At 74.4% G+C, this 18,050-nt stretch carries 15 protein-coding genes; 13 read left to right on the top strand and 2 right to left on the bottom strand.

The features are described 5' to 3' along the window. The 3 genes from ACF061_RS18575 (at position 1) to ACF061_RS18565 (ending at position 5,323) form a co-directional block, all read left to right on the top strand. Positions 1 to 2,385 (top strand): xanthine dehydrogenase family protein molybdopterin-binding subunit, encoded by a 2,385-nt coding sequence (locus tag ACF061_RS18575; RefSeq protein ID WP_392267953.1) that lies wholly within the window; start codon positions 1 to 3, stop codon positions 2,383 to 2,385. Between the two features lie 265 nt (positions 2,386 to 2,650). Next, positions 2,651 to 4,117 carry an NCS2 family permease gene (locus ACF061_RS18570; protein ID WP_392267952.1) on the top strand — a complete coding sequence of 489 codons (1,467 nt, stop codon included), beginning with the start codon at positions 2,651 to 2,653 and terminating at the stop codon, positions 4,115 to 4,117. Positions 4,118 to 4,171: 54 nt separating this feature from the next. Then, entirely contained in the window at positions 4,172 to 5,323 is a 1,152-nt protein-coding gene (locus tag ACF061_RS18565) for an XdhC family protein (protein ID WP_392267951.1), read from the top strand. A 428-nt stretch (positions 5,324 to 5,751) separates the two neighbouring features. Here ACF061_RS18565 and ACF061_RS18560 read toward each other — a convergent pair whose 3' ends face one another. After that, on the bottom strand, positions 5,752 to 6,192 hold the full coding sequence (locus ACF061_RS18560; protein ID WP_392267950.1) for an SRPBCC family protein: 441 nt from the start codon (positions 6,190 to 6,192) through the stop codon (positions 5,752 to 5,754). Between ACF061_RS18560 and ACF061_RS18555 the strand changes: the two genes are divergently transcribed. Further along, a complete protein-coding gene (locus tag ACF061_RS18555) occupies positions 6,112 to 6,633 on the top strand; it encodes a zinc ribbon domain-containing protein (RefSeq protein ID WP_392267949.1) in 522 nt (173 codons plus the stop codon). The genes ACF061_RS18560 and ACF061_RS18555 overlap by 81 nt on opposite strands. Here ACF061_RS18555 and ACF061_RS18550 read toward each other — a convergent pair. Then, positions 6,582 to 7,346 carry a polysaccharide deacetylase family protein gene (locus tag ACF061_RS18550; RefSeq protein WP_392268127.1) on the bottom strand — a complete coding sequence of 255 codons (765 nt, stop codon included), beginning with the start codon at positions 7,344 to 7,346 and terminating at the stop codon, positions 6,582 to 6,584. The genes ACF061_RS18555 and ACF061_RS18550 overlap by 52 nt on opposite strands. A gap of 177 nt (positions 7,347 to 7,523) precedes the next feature. Between ACF061_RS18550 and ACF061_RS18545 the strand changes: the two genes are divergently transcribed. From ACF061_RS18545 to rfaE2, 9 genes are all read left to right on the top strand, one after another. Beyond that, positions 7,524 to 8,486, top strand: coding sequence for an SDR family NAD(P)-dependent oxidoreductase (locus tag ACF061_RS18545; RefSeq protein WP_392267948.1), 963 nt, complete (start codon positions 7,524 to 7,526; stop codon positions 8,484 to 8,486). Positions 8,487 to 8,917: 431 nt separating this feature from the next. Then, on the top strand, positions 8,918 to 10,555 hold the full coding sequence (locus ACF061_RS18540; RefSeq protein WP_392267947.1) for a carbamoyltransferase: 1,638 nt from the start codon (positions 8,918 to 8,920) through the stop codon (positions 10,553 to 10,555). After that, complete coding sequence (locus ACF061_RS18535; protein WP_392267946.1) at positions 10,552 to 11,613, top strand: glycosyltransferase family 2 protein; 1,062 nt, start codon at positions 10,552 to 10,554, stop codon at positions 11,611 to 11,613. Before ACF061_RS18540 ends, ACF061_RS18535 begins: the two co-directional genes overlap by 4 nt. Continuing rightward, positions 11,610 to 12,365 (top strand): D-glycero-alpha-D-manno-heptose-1,7-bisphosphate 7-phosphatase, encoded by a 756-nt coding sequence (locus ACF061_RS18530; RefSeq protein WP_392267945.1) that lies wholly within the window; start codon positions 11,610 to 11,612, stop codon positions 12,363 to 12,365. Before ACF061_RS18535 ends, ACF061_RS18530 begins: the two co-directional genes overlap by 4 nt. After that, positions 12,362 to 13,357, top strand: coding sequence for a glycosyltransferase family 9 protein (locus tag ACF061_RS18525; protein WP_392267944.1), 996 nt, complete (start codon positions 12,362 to 12,364; stop codon positions 13,355 to 13,357). Before ACF061_RS18530 ends, ACF061_RS18525 begins: the two co-directional genes overlap by 4 nt. Continuing rightward, entirely contained in the window at positions 13,354 to 14,307 is a 954-nt protein-coding gene (locus ACF061_RS18520) for a glycosyltransferase (RefSeq protein WP_392267943.1), read from the top strand. Before ACF061_RS18525 ends, ACF061_RS18520 begins: the two co-directional genes overlap by 4 nt. Next, a complete protein-coding gene (locus ACF061_RS18515) occupies positions 14,304 to 15,521 on the top strand; it encodes a glycosyltransferase (protein WP_392267942.1) in 1,218 nt (405 codons plus the stop codon). The genes ACF061_RS18520 and ACF061_RS18515 overlap by 4 nt, the downstream gene beginning before the upstream one ends. Before the next feature lie 28 nt (positions 15,522 to 15,549). Further along, on the top strand, positions 15,550 to 16,134 hold the full coding sequence (locus tag ACF061_RS18510; RefSeq protein WP_392267941.1) for an SIS domain-containing protein: 585 nt from the start codon (positions 15,550 to 15,552) through the stop codon (positions 16,132 to 16,134). A gap of 1 nt (position 16,135) precedes the next feature. Then, positions 16,136 to 17,653 carry a D-glycero-beta-D-manno-heptose 1-phosphate adenylyltransferase gene (gene rfaE2, locus ACF061_RS18505; RefSeq protein WP_392267940.1) on the top strand — a complete coding sequence of 506 codons (1,518 nt, stop codon included), beginning with the start codon at positions 16,136 to 16,138 and terminating at the stop codon, positions 17,651 to 17,653. Positions 17,654 to 18,050 lie beyond the last annotated feature (397 nt).

Here is an 18,050-nt window from a genome sequence, read left to right as displayed (position 1 = left end):
ATGGCTGCCACCGGTGCACCCACGAAAATCACCCAGGGTTCCAAGACCAAGGGCGGTATCGGCGAGTCCACGCTCCGCCCGGACGGCACCCTCAAGGTCACCGGCGAGTTCGCGTACTCGTCCGACATGTGGCACGAGGACATGCTGTGGGGCCAGATCCTGCGCTCCACGGTCGCGCACGCCGAGATCGTCTCGATCGACACCTCCGAGGCCCTCGCCACGGCCGGCGTGTACGCGGTGATGACCTACGACGACCTGCCGACCGAGGTGAAGCACTACGGCCTGGAGATCCAGGACACCCCCGTCCTCGCCCACGGCAAGGTGCGCCACCACGGGGAGCCGGTCGCCATCGTCGCCGCCGACCACCCGGAGACCGCGCGCCGCGCCGCCGCCAAGATCAAGGTGGAGTACCGGGAGCTGCCCGTCATCACCGACGAGGCCTCGGCGACCGCCCCGGACGCGATCCTCGTCCACGAGAACCGCGACGACCACCACTCCGGCCACGTCCCGCACCCCAACATCGTCCACCGCCAGCCGATCATCCGCGGCAACGCCGAGGAGGCCGCGAAGAAGGCCGACTTCGTCGTCGAGGGCGACTACTACTTCGGCATGCAGGACCAGGCCTTCCTCGGCCCCGAGTCCGGCCTCGCGGTGCCCGAGGAGGACGGCGGGGTCCACCTCTACATCGCCACCCAGTGGCTCCACTCCGACCTGCGCCAGATCGCGCCCGTGCTCGGGCTGCCCGAGGACAAGGTCCGCATGACGCTGGCCGGCGTCGGCGGCGCGTTCGGCGGTCGCGAGGACCTGTCGATGCAGATCCACGCCTGTCTGCTGGCGCTGCGCACCGGCAAGCCCGTCAAGATCGTCTACAACCGGTTCGAGTCCTTCTTCGGGCACGTCCACCGTCACCCGGCCCGGCTGCACTACGAGCACGGCGCCACCAAGGACGGCAAGCTCACCCACGTCAAGTGCCGCATCGTGCTGGACGGCGGCGCGTACGCCTCCGCGTCCCCGGCGGTGGTCGGCAACGCCTCCTCGCTCTCCATCGGCCCCTACGTGGTCGACGACGTCGAGATCGAGGCGATCGCCCTCTACAGCAACAACCCGCCCTGCGGCGCGATGCGCGGCTTCGGCGCGGTCCAGGCGTGCTTCGCCTACGAGGCGCAGATGGACAAGCTCGCCGACGCCGTCGGCATGGACCGGGTGGAGTTCCGGCAGCTCAACGCGATGTCCCAGGGCACGATCATGCCGACCGGGCAGCCGGTCGACTCCCCGGCCCCGGTCGCCGAACTCCTGCGCCGCGTCAAGGCGATGCCGCTGCCGCCCGAGCGCCAGTGGGAGTCCAGCGAGGGCGCGGACGTCCGGCAGCTGCCCGGCGGTCTGTCCAACACCACGCACGGCGAGGGCGTCGTCCGCGGGGTCGGCTACGCGGTCGGCATCAAGAACGTCGGCTTCTCCGAGGGCTTCGACGACTACTCCACCGCCAAGGTGCGCATGGAGGTCGTCGGCGGTGAGCCCGTCGCCACCGTGCACACGGCCATGGCGGAGGTCGGCCAGGGCGGTGTCACCGTCCACGCGCAGATCGCCCGCACCGAGCTGGGCGTCGCCCAGGTGACCATTCACCCGGCCGACACCCAGGTCGGCTCGGCCGGCTCCACCTCCGCCTCCCGCCAGACGTACGTCACCGGCGGCGCCGTGAAGAACGCCTGCGAGCTGGTGCGCGAGCAGGTGCTGGAGCTCGGCCGGCGCAGGTTCGGCAGCTACCACCCCGCCTGGGCAACCGCCGAACTCCTGCTGGAGGGCGGCAAGGTCGTCACCGACGGCGGCGAGGTCCTGGCCGACCTGGTGGACGTGCTGGAGGACGAGGCCGTCGAGATCGAGGCGGAGTGGCGGCACCGGCCGACCGAGCCCTTCGACCTGCGCACCGGCCAGGGCAACGGCCACGTGCAGTACTCCTTCGCCGCGCACCGCGCCGTCGTCGAGGTCGACACCGAGCTCGGCCTGGTGAAGGTGGTCGAGCTGGCCTGCGCCCAGGACGTCGGCAAGGCGCTCAACCCGCTCTCCGTCATCGGGCAGATCCAGGGCGGCACCACCCAGGGCATGGGCGTCGCCATCATGGAGGAGATCATCGTCGACCCCAAGACGGCGAAGGTCAGGAACCCCTCCTTCACGGACTACCTGCTCCCCACCATCCTCGACACTCCGACCATCCCGGTCGACGTGCTCGAACTCGCCGACGAGCACGCCCCGTACGGGCTGCGCGGCATCGGCGAGGCCCCCACCCTGTCGTCCACCCCGGCCGTCCTCGCGGCGATCCGGAACGCGACCGGGCTGGAACTCCCGCGCACGCCGGTACGGCCGGAGCACCTGACCGGCCGGGCGTGAGCCAGGACCTCCCGAGCGGACCGGCGCCCCAGTCCGGCCCGGTCCGCGCGGGAGGCCCCGAACCCTCCGGGCGGCGCACCGGAACGTCACACACCCCGCCGCGCCGCCCGGAGCACTCCCCTCTTTGAGTTCCGTACCGCTCGCGGTCCTTGAAGTACCAGCAGTCAGGTTCGTCTCGGGCCGTCCCCCGGGTCGTCCATTCCCAAATCCCGTGCCCACAGGGGAACACGCACGGGTGCCCCTTTGAACCTTGGGAGATGGCCCCATGACCCAGCAGTCCGTGGAGCCGAGGACCACCGCCGAAGACGCGGGCGCGGGAACCCGCGTCCCGGCGGGACGGTCCTGGCTCGACCGGTACTTCCACATATCCCGGCGGGGATCCACGGTCGCGCGCGAAGTGCGCGGCGGCGTCACCACCTTCATGGCGATGGCGTACATCCTGCTGCTCAACCCGCTCATTCTGTCCGGCAAGGACGTCGCCGGCGACACCCTCGGCCAGAAGGCCCTGATCACGGCGACCGCGCTGGGCGCGGCGTTCACCACCCTGCTCATGGGCTTCGTCGGCAAGGTGCCGCTCGCCCTGGCGGCCGGGCTCTCCGTGTCCGGTGTCATCTCCACCCAGGTCGTGCCCCAGATGACCTGGCCCCAGGCCATGGGCATGTGCGTCGCCTACGGCGTCGTGATCATGCTGCTGGTGGTCACCGGGCTGCGCGAGATGATCATGAACGCGATCCCGCTGCCGCTCAAGCACGGCATCACCATGGGCATCGGACTGTTCATCGCCTTCATCGGTCTGGTCAAGGCCGGTTTCATCGGCCGCAACCCGGCGCCCGGCGGCGGCCCCGTCGTCCTGGGCCCCGGCGGCGAGCTCTCCGGCTGGCCGGTGCTCCTGTTCGCCGTCACCCTGCTGCTGATCTTCGCCCTCCAGGCCCGCAACATCCCCGGCGCCATCCTCATCGGCATCGTGGCCGGCACCGTCGTGGCGGCGATCCTCAACGCCGCGGGCGTCATCGACGCCAAGCAGTGGGTCAACGGCGCCCCCGAGCTGCACGGCAGCCCGGTGTCGATGCCCGACTTCTCGCTCTTCGGCCACGTGTCCTTCGGCGGCTGGGGCGACGTGGGTGTCATGACGATCACGGTGATCGTCTTCACCCTGGTCCTCGCCGGCTTCTTCGACGCCATGGCCACGATCATCGGCGTCGGCACCGAGGCCGACCTCGCCGACGACAAGGGCCGTATGCCGGGCCTGTCCAAGGCCCTGTTCATCGACGGCGCCGGCGGTGTGGTCGGCGGGGTCGCCGGCGGCTCCGGCCAGTCAGTCTTCATCGAGTCCGCGACCGGCGTCGGCGAGGGCGCCCGCACCGGCTTCTCCTCGGTGATCACCGGCCTGTTCTTCGCGGCCTGTCTCTTCTTCACCCCGATCACCGCGATCGTCCCGCAGGAGGTCGCCTCCGCGGCCCTGGTCGTCATCGGCGCGATGATGATGATGAACGCGCGGCACGTCGACTGGGGCGACCGCGCCACCGCGATCCCGGTCTTCCTGACCGTGGTGATCATGCCGTTCACGTACTCCATCACCCCGGGCGTCGCCGCCGGCGTCGTCTCGTACACCGTCATCAAGCTCGCACAGGGCAAGGCGCGGGAGATCGGGGCCTTCATGTGGGGCCTGACGGCGATCTTCCTCGTCTACTTCGCCCTGAGCCCCGTCGAGGGCTGGCTGGGCGTGCACTAGCCCGCCCGGGAAACCCGAACGCCGCCGCACAACCGCTGTTAAGGAGACCGACAGATGCTGGACATCGCCGAGGAACTGAACCGGTGGGTCGAGCAGGGCCGTGACTTCGCCGTCGCCACCGTGGTGGCGGTCGGCGGCAGCGCCCCGCGCCAGCCAGGCGCCGCCCTCGCGGTGGACGCCGACGGCACCGCGATCGGCTCGGTCTCCGGCGGCTGTGTGGAGGGCGCGGTCTACGAGCTGTGCCAACAGGCTCTGGCGGACGGCGAGAGCGTCCTGGAGCGCTTCGGCTACAGCGACGAGGACGCCTTCGCCGTCGGCCTCACCTGCGGCGGCGTCATCGACATCCTGGTCACACCGGTACGGGCCGGATCCACGGCCCGTCCGGTGCTCGCGGCCGCGCTGGCCGCCGCCGCCACGGGGGAGGCGGCGGCGGTCGCGCGGATCGTGTCCGGGCCCGCCGAACTGCTGGACCGGGCCCTGCTGGTGCGCCCGGACGGCTCCTGGGAGGGCGGTTTCGCGGCCCACCCCGAGCTGGACCGCACCGTGGCCGCCGAGACGTCCGCCTTCCTGGACGCCGGCCGCACCGGCACCCTGGAGATCGGCGAGCAGGGCTCGCGCTGCGGCGCCCCCCTCACGATCCTCGTCGAGTCCTCGGTGCCGGCGCCCCGGATGATCGTCTTCGGCGCGATCGACTTCGCCTCGGCGCTGGTGCGGGTCGGGAAGTTCCTCGGCTACCACGTGACGGTGTGCGACGCCCGCCCCGTCTTCGCCACCCGGACCCGCTTCCCGGAGGCCGACGAGATCGTCGTCGAGTGGCCGCACAAGTACCTGGCGGGCACGGACGTGGACGCCCGCACCGTCCTGTGCGTCCTCACCCACGACGCGAAGTTCGACGTGCCGCTGCTGAAGCTGGCGCTGCGGCTGCCGGTGGCGTACGTCGGCGCGATGGGCTCCCGCCGCACCCACCTCCAGCGCAACGAACGCCTGCGTGAAGTCGGCGTGAGCGAGCTGGAGCTGGCCCGCCTCAGGTCCCCGATCGGCCTCGACCTGGGCGCCCGCACCCCGGAGGAGACGGCCCTGTCCATCGCCGCCGAGATCGTCGCCGCCCGACGCGGCGGCACCGGCCTCTCCCTGACCGGCGCCCACACCCCGATCCACCACGAGCCGGTGTCGACGCCGGCCCGGCGGATCGGGTCGGTGGCCTGAGGGACGCACCGGACCGGGCGCACTCGGCGGCCGCCGGTACGGTGAGCGGCTCCGTAACCCGGGCGGGGACCGCCACAGGCCGCCCGCAGGCCGCCGACCGTCCGGCCCGATCCCGTCTGAGCCGGGGCGGGCGAGTTGCCGTGACGGCGCATCGGGGTACCGCTGTTCCGGTGGTCGTGGCGGGGCTTGGAGCCCACCGGAGCCGGCCAAGGCCGGTCGGCTGCCGTCGGCCGGGTGTCGCGGGTCGCTCGGCCCGGTCCGGTCGGATCCAGGGCCGGGGCGGTGCGTGCTGCCCCAACGGCGCGTCGGCTTACCGCTGTTCCGGCGGCACCCGCGGGGCCTGGAAGCCACCGGAGCCCGCCGGGGTCCGCCGGCTCCCGTCGGCCGGACGGGCGGAGCGGAGCCGAACGCCCTCGCCGGGGGGCGCGTCACGCTCGCCGCAGCAGCTTGTTCACCGCCCGTCCGTACATCGCGCGCGCCACGCGTTGAAGGACGGGATCGAAGGCGGCGGGCAGGAACCGCACCCCGATCTCCTCGCGCCACACCATCCGGGCACGGCCGCCGGGCCCGGGCCGCACCTCGATCTCGGCCCAGCCCAGGACCACCCGGCCCCGTTTCTCCAGTCGGCACAGGCCCGGTTCCCCGTCGGTCGGCGGACGCCAGACCGTGACCTCCATGCGGTCGTCGAAGCGGAGCGGGCCGATTCCGGTACTGGCCACGAAGCGCGTGCCCTCGCGGGTCGGCGCGGAGGTGACCACGGTGATCCGGGTCAGCGGGACCACGTCGGCGTGGCGGGGCCACCGTGTGAGCCGCCGCCAGGTCTCGTCGAGGGGGAGCGGCGGTGTGCGTTCCAGGGAGAAGAAGACCACGGGACGATCGTAGGCAGTCGGGGCCGCCCCACCGCGTGTTCGCGCCCGGGGCACCCCCGGGTGGCCGTACGCCCCCGCTCACCGTGCGGCCGGTGTTCGTCCGCACCCCACCGCGGAACTCGCGCCTCGACCATCGAACCGGGCCGGTCCGCCGGACGGGCTGACGTCCGCACCTGGACGTGCGGGGCGTGCGGGGCGGTCCTCGACCGGGACGTGAACGCGGCAGTCAACGTCGCCAAGGCCGCCGGATGGGCGGTGACAGCCAGTGGAGCGCAGGTGAGACGGGCATCCGTGCCCGCACCGCGTGACGAAGCAGGAACCCACCCGAAGCGGCCCACACAACCTGTGGGAGCAGGCGGGAATCGCGGGCCTTCAGGCCCGGGTGGATGTCAAGGGCGGTACACCTTCCCCGGTACCGGCTTGCCCGGCGCGAGCAGTTGAGGCACCGTCACGAAGACGTACCCCCGCGCCTTCAGCGCGTCGATGACCCCGGGCACGGCCGGCACCGTGCCCCGGTAGATGTCGTGCAGCAGGATGATCCCGTCCCGGGACACCTGGTCGAGGACGCGCTTGGTGATCAGCGCGGAGTCGTCGGTGGTGTAGTCCTTGGCCGTCACGCTCCACAGGACCTCGGACATGCCGAGTTCCTCGCAGATCCGGTGCACGGTGTCGTTCGTACGGCCCTGGGGCGGGCGCATCAGCGTCGGCCTGTGCCCGATCAGGCGCTCTATCGCGTCGTTCGGGCGCTGGATCTCGTCGCGTATCTGCGCCTCGGATATCCGCGTCAGGATCTTGTGGTCCCAGGTGTGGCTCGCCACCTCGTGGCCCTCGGCGGCCATCCGCTCGACCAGTTCCGGGTACTTCTCGATGTGCCGCGCACCGAGCAGGAAGAAGGTCGCGGGGACCTGCTTCTCCTTGAGGATGTCGAGCAGTCGCGCGGAGTTCTCGCTCGGCCCGGCGTCGAAGGTGAGCGCGACGCACTTGGCCTGCCGGCAGTCGACCGTGCCGAACCGGCCCGGCGCGCCCGCCGCGGCCTGGGCGCGCGCGGCGCTCGGCGTGGTGTCGCCACGCCCGCAGCCGGCCAGCGTCAGCACCAGAGCGGCGGCCGCCGCGAGCGCGGCCGTACTGCGCAACCCCGTCCCCGTTTTCGTCATCTTCCTGGTCACAGAAGGCATGCGCGGACTCTACAGAGCGGGTATAGACGCAGTGTATAGCGGGGTCGAATAAACGATCACCGAATACCAGGTCGATGAATATGCCCCATGTGTGCCGTTCTGGCGCCGGGTTACTCAAACCGACACGCAAGTGAAGGCGAGAGGGAGGAGAGTCCGGTGAGCGGACACACCTGGCGCCGGGCACTGGTGACCGGCGGAGCCGGCTTCGTGGGCTCCCATCTCTGCGCGCGCCTGCTCGACGCCGGCGCCGCCGTCGTGTGCCTGGACAACCTGTCCACCGGCGCGCACGCCAACGTGGCCGAGCTGGAACGCCACGGCGGCTTCCGGTTCGTCCGCGCCGACGCCACCGACCCCGACGCCGTACGCGGCCTGCCCGGCGCCTTCGACCTGGTCCTGCACTTCGCGTGCCCCGCCTCGCCCGCCGACTACCTGCGGCTGCCGCTGGAGACCCTCGACGCCGGCAGCACCGGCACCCGCGCCGCCCTGGAGCGCGCCCGCGCCGACGGCGCCCGTTTCCTGCTCGCCTCCACCTCCGAGGTCTACGGCGACCCCCTGGAGCACCCGCAGCGCGAGAGCTACTGGGGCAACGTCAATCCCGTCGGCCCGCGCAGCGTCTACGACGAGTCCAAGCGGTTCGCCGAGGCCCTGGTCACCGCGCACCACCGGGTCCACGGCACCGACACCGCCATCGTCCGCATCTTCAACACCTACGGCCCACGGATGCGCACCGGCGACGGCCGCGCGGTGCCCACCTTCATCGCGCAGGCCCTGGACGGCGCTCCGCTCACCGTCGCGGGCGACGGCGGCCAGACCCGGTCGCTGTGCTACGTCGACGACACGGTCGACGGCGTCCTCGCCCTGGCCGCGGCCCGCGAGACCGGACCGGTGAACATCGGCGGCGGCGACGAGATCACCGTGCTCGCGCTGGCCCGGCGGATCGTGGAGCTCACCGGCTCCGCCTCCCGCATCCGGTTCGTCGACCGGCCCGTCGACGACCCCGGCCGCCGCCGCCCCGACACCCGGCTGGCCCGGGAACGCCTCGGCTGGCGGCCGCGCGTCGACTGGAACGAGGGCCTGGAGCGCACCATCGGCTGGTTCGCCCGCGCGGCGGCGGCCTGACGGCCCCGGCGGCGCGCGCGAGGGCCGGCGCCCCGGACCGGCAGCACCCCGGATCGGCAGCACCCCGGATCGGCTGGTCGGCAGGACCGCTCCGCCGACCGGGAGGATCCCTCCGTTCGCCCGACGCGACTGGTCCGTCCGGCATCAGGGCCGGTCCGTCCGGCATCTGGACCGGTCCGTCCGGGGCCAGGTCCGGCCTCAGTAGACCGCGGTGTCCTGAACCGTACTGTGCCGCCCCCGCCAGGCATCGTCACCGTGGGTGAACAAAGCACTATACGTGCTGAAAATCTGGTCTTTGTCGTGGTCAGTTGACTTCACGTGTTTGAGACAGCCGCAGCGCGGCACCCAGATGCCTGAAGTGCGTGATGTGCCCGGTGTGACCTGTGGACCCCATACGCCGCACACCCGCCCGACGGGACGGAGCCACCCCCATGCGCATCCTTGGTATCAACGCCCTGTTCCACGACCCGGCCGCCGCGCTCGTCGTCGACGGCACGACGGTCGCGGCCGGCGAGGAGGAGCGCTTCAGCCGCCGCAAGCACGGCAAGCGCCCGGTGCCGTTCTCCGCCTGGGAACTGCCGGAACTCTCCGCCCGCTGGTGCCTCGAACACGCGGGCCTGCGGCCGGCGGAGCTGGACGCGGTCACCTACTCCTTCGACCCCGCCCTCGCTCGGCCCGCCGCCGACCTGGGCCTGTTCGACCCATGGGACCCGCTGCGCCTGGAGTACGCCCGCCGCGCCCCCGAGTTCCTCGCCGAGGCGCTGCCCGGACTCGACCCCGCGAAGGTCGTCTTCGTCCCGCACCACATCGCGCACGCGGCCTCCGCCGGTCCCGCCTCCCCGCACCCGGACAGCGCCGTCCTCGTCCTGGACGGCCGCGGCGAGGCCGCCTCCCACCTCGCGGGCCGCTTCCACGACGGCAAGCTCGACACCCTCGCCGCCCAGGCGCTGCCCGACTCCCTCGGTCTGTTCTACGAGGAACTGACCGAACACCTCGGCTTCCTGCGCAGCAGCGACGAGTACAAGGTCATGGCGCTCGCCTCCTACGGCGAGCCCCGCTTCCTGCCCCGGCTGCGCCAGTACGTCCACCCCACCGGTGACGGCGGCTTCCGCGCCCACGGCGTCGACTGGGCCGCCCTCGCCCCACCGCGCGCCGGGCACGAACCGTGGAGCCGGGACCACGCCGACCTCGCCGCGAGCTGCCAGGCCGTCCTGGAGGAGGTGCTGCTCGAACTCGTGCACTGGCTGCACCGCGAGGCGGGCGGCGAAGCCCTCGCCATGGCCGGCGGCGTCGCCCTCAACTGCGTCGCCAACTCGAAGATCGCCGCGAGGGGCCCGTACCGCCACGTGTGGGTGCAGCCGGCCGCCGGTGACGCCGGAACCGCGCTCGGCGGCGCCCTGTACCTGGCCGCGAGCGAGGGCGCCGCGCCCGAGCCCATGTCCGGCGCCGACCTGGGGCGCGGCTGGAGCGACGAGGAACTGCGCCACTGGCTCCAGGAGGCCGCCGTACCGTACGAGCGGCCCGCCGACATCGCCGAGACGGTCGCCGCGGAACTGGCCCGGGACGGTGTCGTCGCCTGGTTCCAGGGCCGTGGCGAGTACGGGCCGCGCGCCCTCGGACACCGCTCGCTGCTCGCCCACCCCGGCCGCGCCGAGAACCTGGAACGGCTCAACCGGGTCAAGGGCCGAGAGGAGTTCCGGCCGGTCGCGCCCATGGTGCTCGCCGAACGCGCCCACGAGCTGTTCCACGGGCCGCTCCCGAGCCCGTACATGCTCTTCGTGCACGACGTCCACCGCGACTGGCGGGACCGCGTCCCGGCCGTGGTGCACGTCGACGGCACCGCCCGCGTCCAGACCGTCGACGAGCGTCAGGAGCCGCTGGTCGCCCGGATGCTGCGCGGCTTCGAGCGGCGCACCGGGCTGCCCGTCGTCGTCAACACCAGCCTCAACACCGCCGGCCGGCCCATGGTCGACGACCCGCGCGACGCCCTGGAGTGCTTCGGCTCCGCGCCCGTCGACCTGCTCGCCATCGGCCCGTACGCGGTGCGCAGGGGAAGGGCGTACGCATGAGCCGCACCGACGAGGGCCGGCCCACCGGGACCGGCCGCACCGACGAGGCGCGGTCCGCCGGGCCCCCTTACGCCGTGGTGATCCCCACCCTCGCCCGGGACAGCCTGGCCGACTGCCTGGCCGCACTCGCCGCCGCGCACGGCCCCGGGCCGGAGGAGATCGTCCTCGTCGACGACCGGCCCGATCCCGAACCGGGCGCGCTGCACCACCCGTTGAACGTGCTGGGCGACCTGCGGGCCCGCACCACCGTGCTGGCCGGCGGCGGCCGCGGCCCCGCCGCCGCCCGCAACACCGGTATGCGCGCGGTCACCACGCCCTGGGTGGCGTTCCTCGACGACGACGTCCAGGTCGGGCCGCACTGGTGCGACCAGTTGGCGCAGGACCTGGCCGAGGCGAGCTCCGACACCGGGGCCGTCCAGGGCGTCATCGCCGTGCCGCTGCCCGGCGAACGCCGCCCCACCGACTGGGAGCGGGGCACCGCCGGGCTCGCCCGGGCCCGCTGGATCACCGCCGACATGGCCTACCGCACCGACACGCTCAAGCAGGTGGCCGGCTTCGACGAACGCTTCACCCGGGCCTTCCGCGAGGACGCGGACCTGGCGCTGCGCGTCCTGGACGCCGGCTGGCGCATCCGCCAGGGACGCCGCACCACCCGCCACCCGGTCCGCCCCGCCGACCGCTGGGTCTCCCTGCGCGCCCAGCGCGGCAACGCCGACGACGCCCTGATGCTGCGGCTGCACGGACCCGACTGGTGGCGGAAGGCGGTCGCCCCGCGCGGCCGGATCCGCTCCCACCTGGCCGTCACCGCCGCCGGGGCCGCCGCCTGTCTCCTCGCCGCGGCCGGCCGGCCCCGGGCCGCCGCCGGCGCCGCGCTCGGCTGGGCGGCGGGCACCGCCGAGTTCGCGTGGGCGCGGATCGCCCCCGGACCGCGCACCCGTGACGAGGTGGTCACCATGGCCGTCACCAGCGTCCTCATCCCGCCCGCCGCCACCTGGCACTGGCTGAGCGGACTGTGGCGCCACCGGTCGGCCCCCGCCTGGCGGGAGGTGTCCCCGTGAATCCGGTCAGGGCTGTGCCCCGGGCGATCAGGGCCGTGCTGTTCGACCGCGACGGCACCCTCGTCGAGGACGTCCCCTACAACGGCGACCCCGATCGGGTACGCCCGGTCGCGGACGCCCGGGAGGCCGTGGAACTGCTGCGGGCCGAGGGCATCGGCACCGCGGTCGTCACCAACCAGTCGGGCGTGGCCCGCGGTCTGATCCGCGCCGCCGACGTCCGCCGCGTCAACGAACGCGTCGACGCGCTGCTCGGCCCCTTCGACGCGTGGGCCGTCTGCCCGCACGGCCCCGAGGACGGCTGCCCCTGCCGCAAACCGCGTCCGGGCCTGATCCACCGGGCCGCGGACCGGATGGGGGTCAGGCCCGGGGACGTCGTCGTGATCGGCGACATCGGCGCCGACATGGAGGCCGCCCGCCGCGCCGGCGCCCACGGCATCCTGGTCCCCACACCGGTCACCCGCCCCGAGGAGACCGCCGCCGCCGGCCATGTGGCGCCGAACCTGCTGACCGCCGTCCGGGCCGTCCTGTCCGGACCGCCGTGGGGCGTGGTCCTGGCCGACCAGCGTCCGATCCGGGCGGCCTACCGCCAGGGCCGCCCGTTCGAGCCCGCCCGGACCACCGAACCCACCCGGTCCGCCGGCCGCGCACGGTCCGCCGACCGCGCCGGACCCGTCCGATCGGTCACCCCGGCGCGGACTCCCGGTCGTCCCGCGACCGCACCCGCCCACGACGACGGCCGGAGGTCCAGATGAAGGCTCTCGTCACCCGGCTCGACAGCTTCGGCGACGTGCTGCTCGCCGGGCCCGCCGTGCGTGCTGTCGCCGCCCGCGCCGACCGGGTCGCCCTCCTGTGCGGACCACGCGGCGAACCCGCCGCACGCCTGCTGCCCGCGGTGGACGAGATCCTGGTCTGGGACGCGCCCTGGGCCGGCTTCGAGCCGCCACCCGTCGACCGCGCCGAGATCGAGGAACTCCTCGACGCCATCGGCGCCCTCGCCGCCGACACCACTCTCGTCCTGACCTCCTTCCACCAGTCCCCGCTGCCCACCGCCCTGCTGCTGCGCCTGGCCGGCGTACGGCACATCGCCGCGGACAGCGTGGACTACCCCGGCGCCCTGCTCGACGTACGCCACCGCCGCGACCCGCACGCCCACGAGGCCGAGGCCGCCCTCGACCTCGCCGAGGCCGCCGGCTTCCCGTGCCCCGACGACGGACGGCTCCGTGTGCTGCCGCCGCCGGACACCAGCGGTCTGACCGGCCCGCGGCCGTACGTCGTGCTGCACCCCGGGGCGAGCGTCCCCGCCCGTGCCTGGAGCCCGGAGCGCTGCGCGCAGACCGTACGGGTACTCACCGCGGCCGGGCACCGGGTCGTCGTCACCGGCGGCCGGGGCGAGAAGGACCTGACCGCGTGCGTCGCCGGCGGGCACGGACTCGACCTCGGCGGACGCACCGCGGCCGCCGAGCTCTCCGGCGTGCTCGCGGGCGCCCGCGCGGTCGTCACCGGCAACACCGGTCCCGCGCACCTGGCCGCAGCCGTGGGCACCCCCGTCGTCTCCCTGTTCGCGCCGGTCGTACCGGCCGAGCGCTGGCGCCCCTACGGCGTCCCCCACGTGTTGCTCGGCGACCAGCGGGCGCCGTGCGCCGGCAGCCGCGCCCGGGACTGCCCGGTGCCCGGCCACCCCTGTCTGGAGTCGGTGACGGCCGACGACGTGCTCGCCGCGGTGGAGAAGGTGATGCGGTCGTGAGGATCCTCATCTGGCACGTGCACGGCTCGTGGACGACCGCGTTCGTCCAGGGCCCGCACACCTACGTCGTCCCCGTGACCCCCGACCGGGGGCCCGACGGCCTCGGCCGCGCCCGCACCTTCGACTGGCCCGGGTCGGTGGTCGAACTCCCGCCGGAGCGACTGCGCGACGCCGGCATCGACCTGGTGGTGCTGCAACGACCGCACGAGCACGCCCTGGTACGGCGGTGGCTGGGCCGTACGCCGCCGATGGTGTACCTGGAGCACAACGCCCCGCACGGCGACGTCCCCGACACCCGGCACCCGGCCGCCCAACTGCCCGGCGACGTCCCGCTCGTGCACGTCACCCACTTCAACCGGCTGATGTGGGACGCGGGGAGCACCGAGACCCGCGTCATCGAACACGGCATCGTCGACCCCGGCCCGCGCTGGACCGGCGAGCTCCCGCACGCGGCTGTCGTCGTCAACGAGCCGGTGCGGCGCGGCCGTACGACCGGCACCGACCTGCTGCCCGCGTTCGCGCACGCCGCCCCGCTCGACGTCTACGGCATGCGCACCGACGGCCTGGCCGGCCACCTCGGCCTGCCGCCCGGGCGCTGCCGCTCCCACGAACTGGTCCAGGCCGACCTGCACACGGAGATGGCCAGGCGCCGTCTGTACCTCCATCCGGTCCGCTGGACCTCCCTGGGCCTGTCCATGCTGGAGGCGATGCACCTGGCCATGCCCGTGGTCGCCCTCGCCACCACCGAGGTCGGCGATGCCGTGCCGCCGGGCGCCGGGGTGGTCTCCAACCGGATCGACGTACTGACCGACGCCGTACGGGACTTCGTCGCCGACCCGCTGTACGCCCGCTCGGTCGGCGAGGCGGCGCGCGCCGCCGCGCTCGCCCGCTACGGGCTGACCCGCTTCCTGGACGACTGGGAGCGGCTGCTGAAGGAGGTCACCCGATGAGGATCGCCATGGTGTCCGAGCACGCGAGCCCGCTCGCCGCGCTCGGCGGGGTCGACGCCGGTGGCCAGAACGTCTACGTCGCCCGCCTCACCGAGGAGTTGGCGCGCCGCGGACACGACGTCACCGTCTACACCCGGCGCGACTCGGCCGAGCTGCCCGACCGGGTGCCGCTGCCCGGCGGCGCCGTCGTCGAGCACGTGCCGGCCGGGCCGCCCGAGGTCATCTCCAAGGACGACATGTTCGAGCACATGCCCGCCTTCGGCGCGTACCTGGCCCGGGTCTGGCACCGCGAACGGCCCGACGTCGTGCACGCGCACTTCTGGATGTCCGGCATGGCCTCCCTGCTCGGCGCCGGACCGCACGGCGTCCCGGTCGTCCAGACCTTCCACGCCCTCGGCACCGTCAAGCGCCGCCACCAGGGCCGGGAGGACACCAGCCCGCGCGAACGCATAGGCATCGAACGGCAGATCGCCCGCACCTGCGACCGGGTCCTGGCCACCTGCACCGACGAGGTGCACGAACTCGCCGCCATGGGCGTCTCACCGCGCCAGGTGTCCGTCGTCCCCTGCGGCGTCGACGCCACCCACTTCCATCCCGGCGCGGACCTTGCCACCGCCCCCGCCCGCCGACAGCGCCACCGGCTGCTCTCCTGCGGCCGGCTGGTCCGCCGCAAGGGTTACGACCGGGCGATCCGCGCCCTCACCCGGGTCCCGCACACCGAACTCCTGGTCGCCGGCGGGCCGCCGCCCGGCCTGCTGCGCACCGAACCCGAGGCGCGCCGGCTGCTGGGACTGGCCGAGGCGGAGGGCGTCGCCGACCGGGTCCGGCTGCTGGGCGCCGTCGACCCGGCCCGGATGCCCGCCCTGATGCGCAGCGCCGACCTGGTGCTGTGCACACCCACCTACGAACCCTTCGGGATCGTGCCGCTTGAGGCCATGGCGTGCGCGGTGCCCGTCGTCGCCACCGACGTGGGCGGCCACCGCGACTCGGTCGCCGACGGGCGCACCGGCCGGCTCGTGCCCGAGGGCGACCCGGCGGCGCTCGCCGCCGCCGTCCGCGACCTGCTCGGCAGCGACCGGACCCGCCGCCGCTACGGAACGGCCGGCCGCGAACGCGTCCTCGCCCGCTTCACCTGGCGGCGCGTCGCCCACGGCGCCGAACAGGTCTACCGGCGGGCCGCGGCCGGCCAGGCGGTGGGCTCGGAGGTGGCCTGATGGCAACCGACTTCCCGGAGGTGACGTCATGACCGTGGGAACACCGGCAGTGGCCGGACACTGCGACGAACTCCTCGTCGCCCTGGGCCGGTTCCGCGCGTCCGCGCACATCACCCAGCGGTGGGGCGAACGGCTGGCCGCCGTGCTCGGCGGCGGCGGCCGGCTGCTGGCCGCGGGCAACGGCGGCAGCGCCGCCCAGGCCCAGCACCTCACCGCCGAACTCGTCGGCCGCTACCGTGACGACCGCCCGCCGTTCTCCGCGATAGCCCTGCACGCCGACACCTCCAGCACCACCGCCATCGCCAACGACTACGGCGTCGACGAGGTGTTCGCCCGCCAGGTCCGCGCCCACGGCCGCCGGGGAGACGTGCTGATGCTGCTGTCCACCAGCGGCGCCAGCGCCAACCTGCTCTCCGCCGCCGACGCCGGGCGGGCGGCCGGCCTGCGCGTCTGGGCGCTGACCGGACCGGCGCCCAACCCGCTCAGCGCCGGCAGCGACGAGGCGCTGTGCGCGGCCGGGGCCTCCACCGCCACCGTGCAGGAACTCCACCTGGTCGCGGTGCACATGGTCTGCGCCGCGTTCGACGCCGCGCTGGAACGGCACGGGAGGTGACATGACGGGCAAGGCACCCCTGGTCGTGGTCGGCGACGCCCTGCTGGACCGCGACCTCACCGGACACGCCGACCGGCTGGCGCCCGACGCACCCGTACCGGTCGTCGCCGACTGCGACGAGCGGGTACGACCGGGCGGCGCCGCCCTCGCCGCGTACCTCGCCGCCCGCGACGGCCGCGACGTCACCCTGATCACCGGCCTGGACGACGGGCCGGCCGGCCGCGAACTGCGCGGGCTCCTCGAGAACCGGCTGACCCTCGTCGCCCTGCCGATGGCCGGCGAACTGTCGCAGAAGACCCGGGTGCTGGCCCAGGGCCGTCCGGTGGTCCGCCTCGACCGGGGCGACGGCCGGGCCCGGGAGGCCACCGCCGAGGCCCGGGCGGCGCTCGCCGCCGCCTGTGCCGTCCTGGTCTCCGACTACGGCCGGGGCACGGTGGACGCCCTGCGCACCGAGCTGTCCGGACGTCCCCCGGTGGTCTGGGACCCGCACCCGCGCGGCGGCCCGCCCGTGCCGGGGGCCCGGCTGGTCACCCCGGCCCGCTCGGAGGCCCATGCCTTCGCGTCCGCGCTGCCCGCCGGAGCGGCCGGGGACCCGGACGGCACCACCCGCGCGAGCGGGGACGGATCCGTGAACGGCCCGGGCGGTGCCGAGGGCCCGAACAGCCCGAACAGCCCGAACAGCCCGAACAGCCCGAACAGCCCGAACAGCCCGAACAGCCCCAGCGGTCCCTGCGGCAACGAACTGCGCGCCGTCGCCCGGGAGGCCTGCGCCCTGGTCCGGCACTGGCGGGTCGCCGCCGTCGCGGTCACCCTCGGCGCGCGCGGCGCGCTGCTGTCGTACGGGGAGCACCCGCTGCTGGTCCCGGTGGCCGCCGCGCACCACGGTGACCCGTGCGGCGCCGGCGACCGCTTCGCCGCCACGGCGGCCGGGCTGCTCGCGGACGGCGCGCTCGTGGGGGAGGCCGTGGAGGGCGCCGTCACCGCGGCGACCGCCTTCGTCGGCGCGGGCGGAGCGGGCGGTGTGCTCGGCGCCGAGCACACCCCGGACACTCCGCTCCCGGGCGAGGACCCGGCCGCCCTGATCGCCCGGGTCCGGGCGGCCGGCGGCACGGTCGTCGCCGCGGGCGGCTGCTTCGACCTGCTGCACGCCGGCCATGTCGGTCTGCTCCAGGCCGCCCGGCGGATCGGCGACTGCCTGGTCGTCTGCGTCAACTCGGACTCCTCCGTACGGCGCCGCAAGGGCGGGGGCCGGCCGGTCAACCCACTGGCCGACCGCGTGCGCGTCCTGCACGCCCTGGCCTGCGTCGACGCCGTCGCCGTCTTCGACGAGAACACCCCCGAACGCCTGCTGGCCGAGCTCCGCCCCGACGTCTGGGTCAAGGGCGGCGACTACGCGGGCGCCGAGCTCCCGGAGGCGGCCCTGCTGGAGGAGTGGGGCGGCCAGGCCGTCCTGCTGCCCTACCTGGACGGCCGCTCCTCCACGGCCCTCATGGCCAGGGCGGCGGAGGGCGCCCGGTGAGCACGGACCGGGGCGCCGCGCGACGCCCGAGGCCCGCCGCACACCCCCCGCGACATCCGGCGACCACGACCGCCGGGAGCGGTGGGAGCGGTGGGAGCGGGGGGACGCCGGGCGCGGGACGGGGGCCGGCCGGAGCCGGGGGTGCGTCGCGCGGCCCGGGCCGGTCGGTCTCCGCCGTCGAGGCGGCCGATGCCGTGGCTTGCGCGAGCACGGTCGCCGGTGGCGGACGGGGCGGGTCGCCCGGCTTCCTGGACCCGCCGGGCGGTAGGGCGTACGCGAATGAGGGGTGGGGGGCGGCCGCGGCCGGGGGCGCGTCGCGGGGCCAGGGTCGGCCGGTCTCCGCCGTCGCGGCGTCCGGTGCCGTGCGTTCCGTGAGCGAGGACAGCGATGGTGGGCC

Origin of the sequence: Streptomyces sp. NPDC015220 (assembly GCF_043079345.1) — a bacterium.
Lineage (GTDB): Bacteria > Actinomycetota > Actinomycetes > Streptomycetales > Streptomycetaceae > Streptomyces.
Note: the sequence above shows the minus strand (reverse complement) of the source record. Positions and strands in the feature narration are given on the sequence as shown.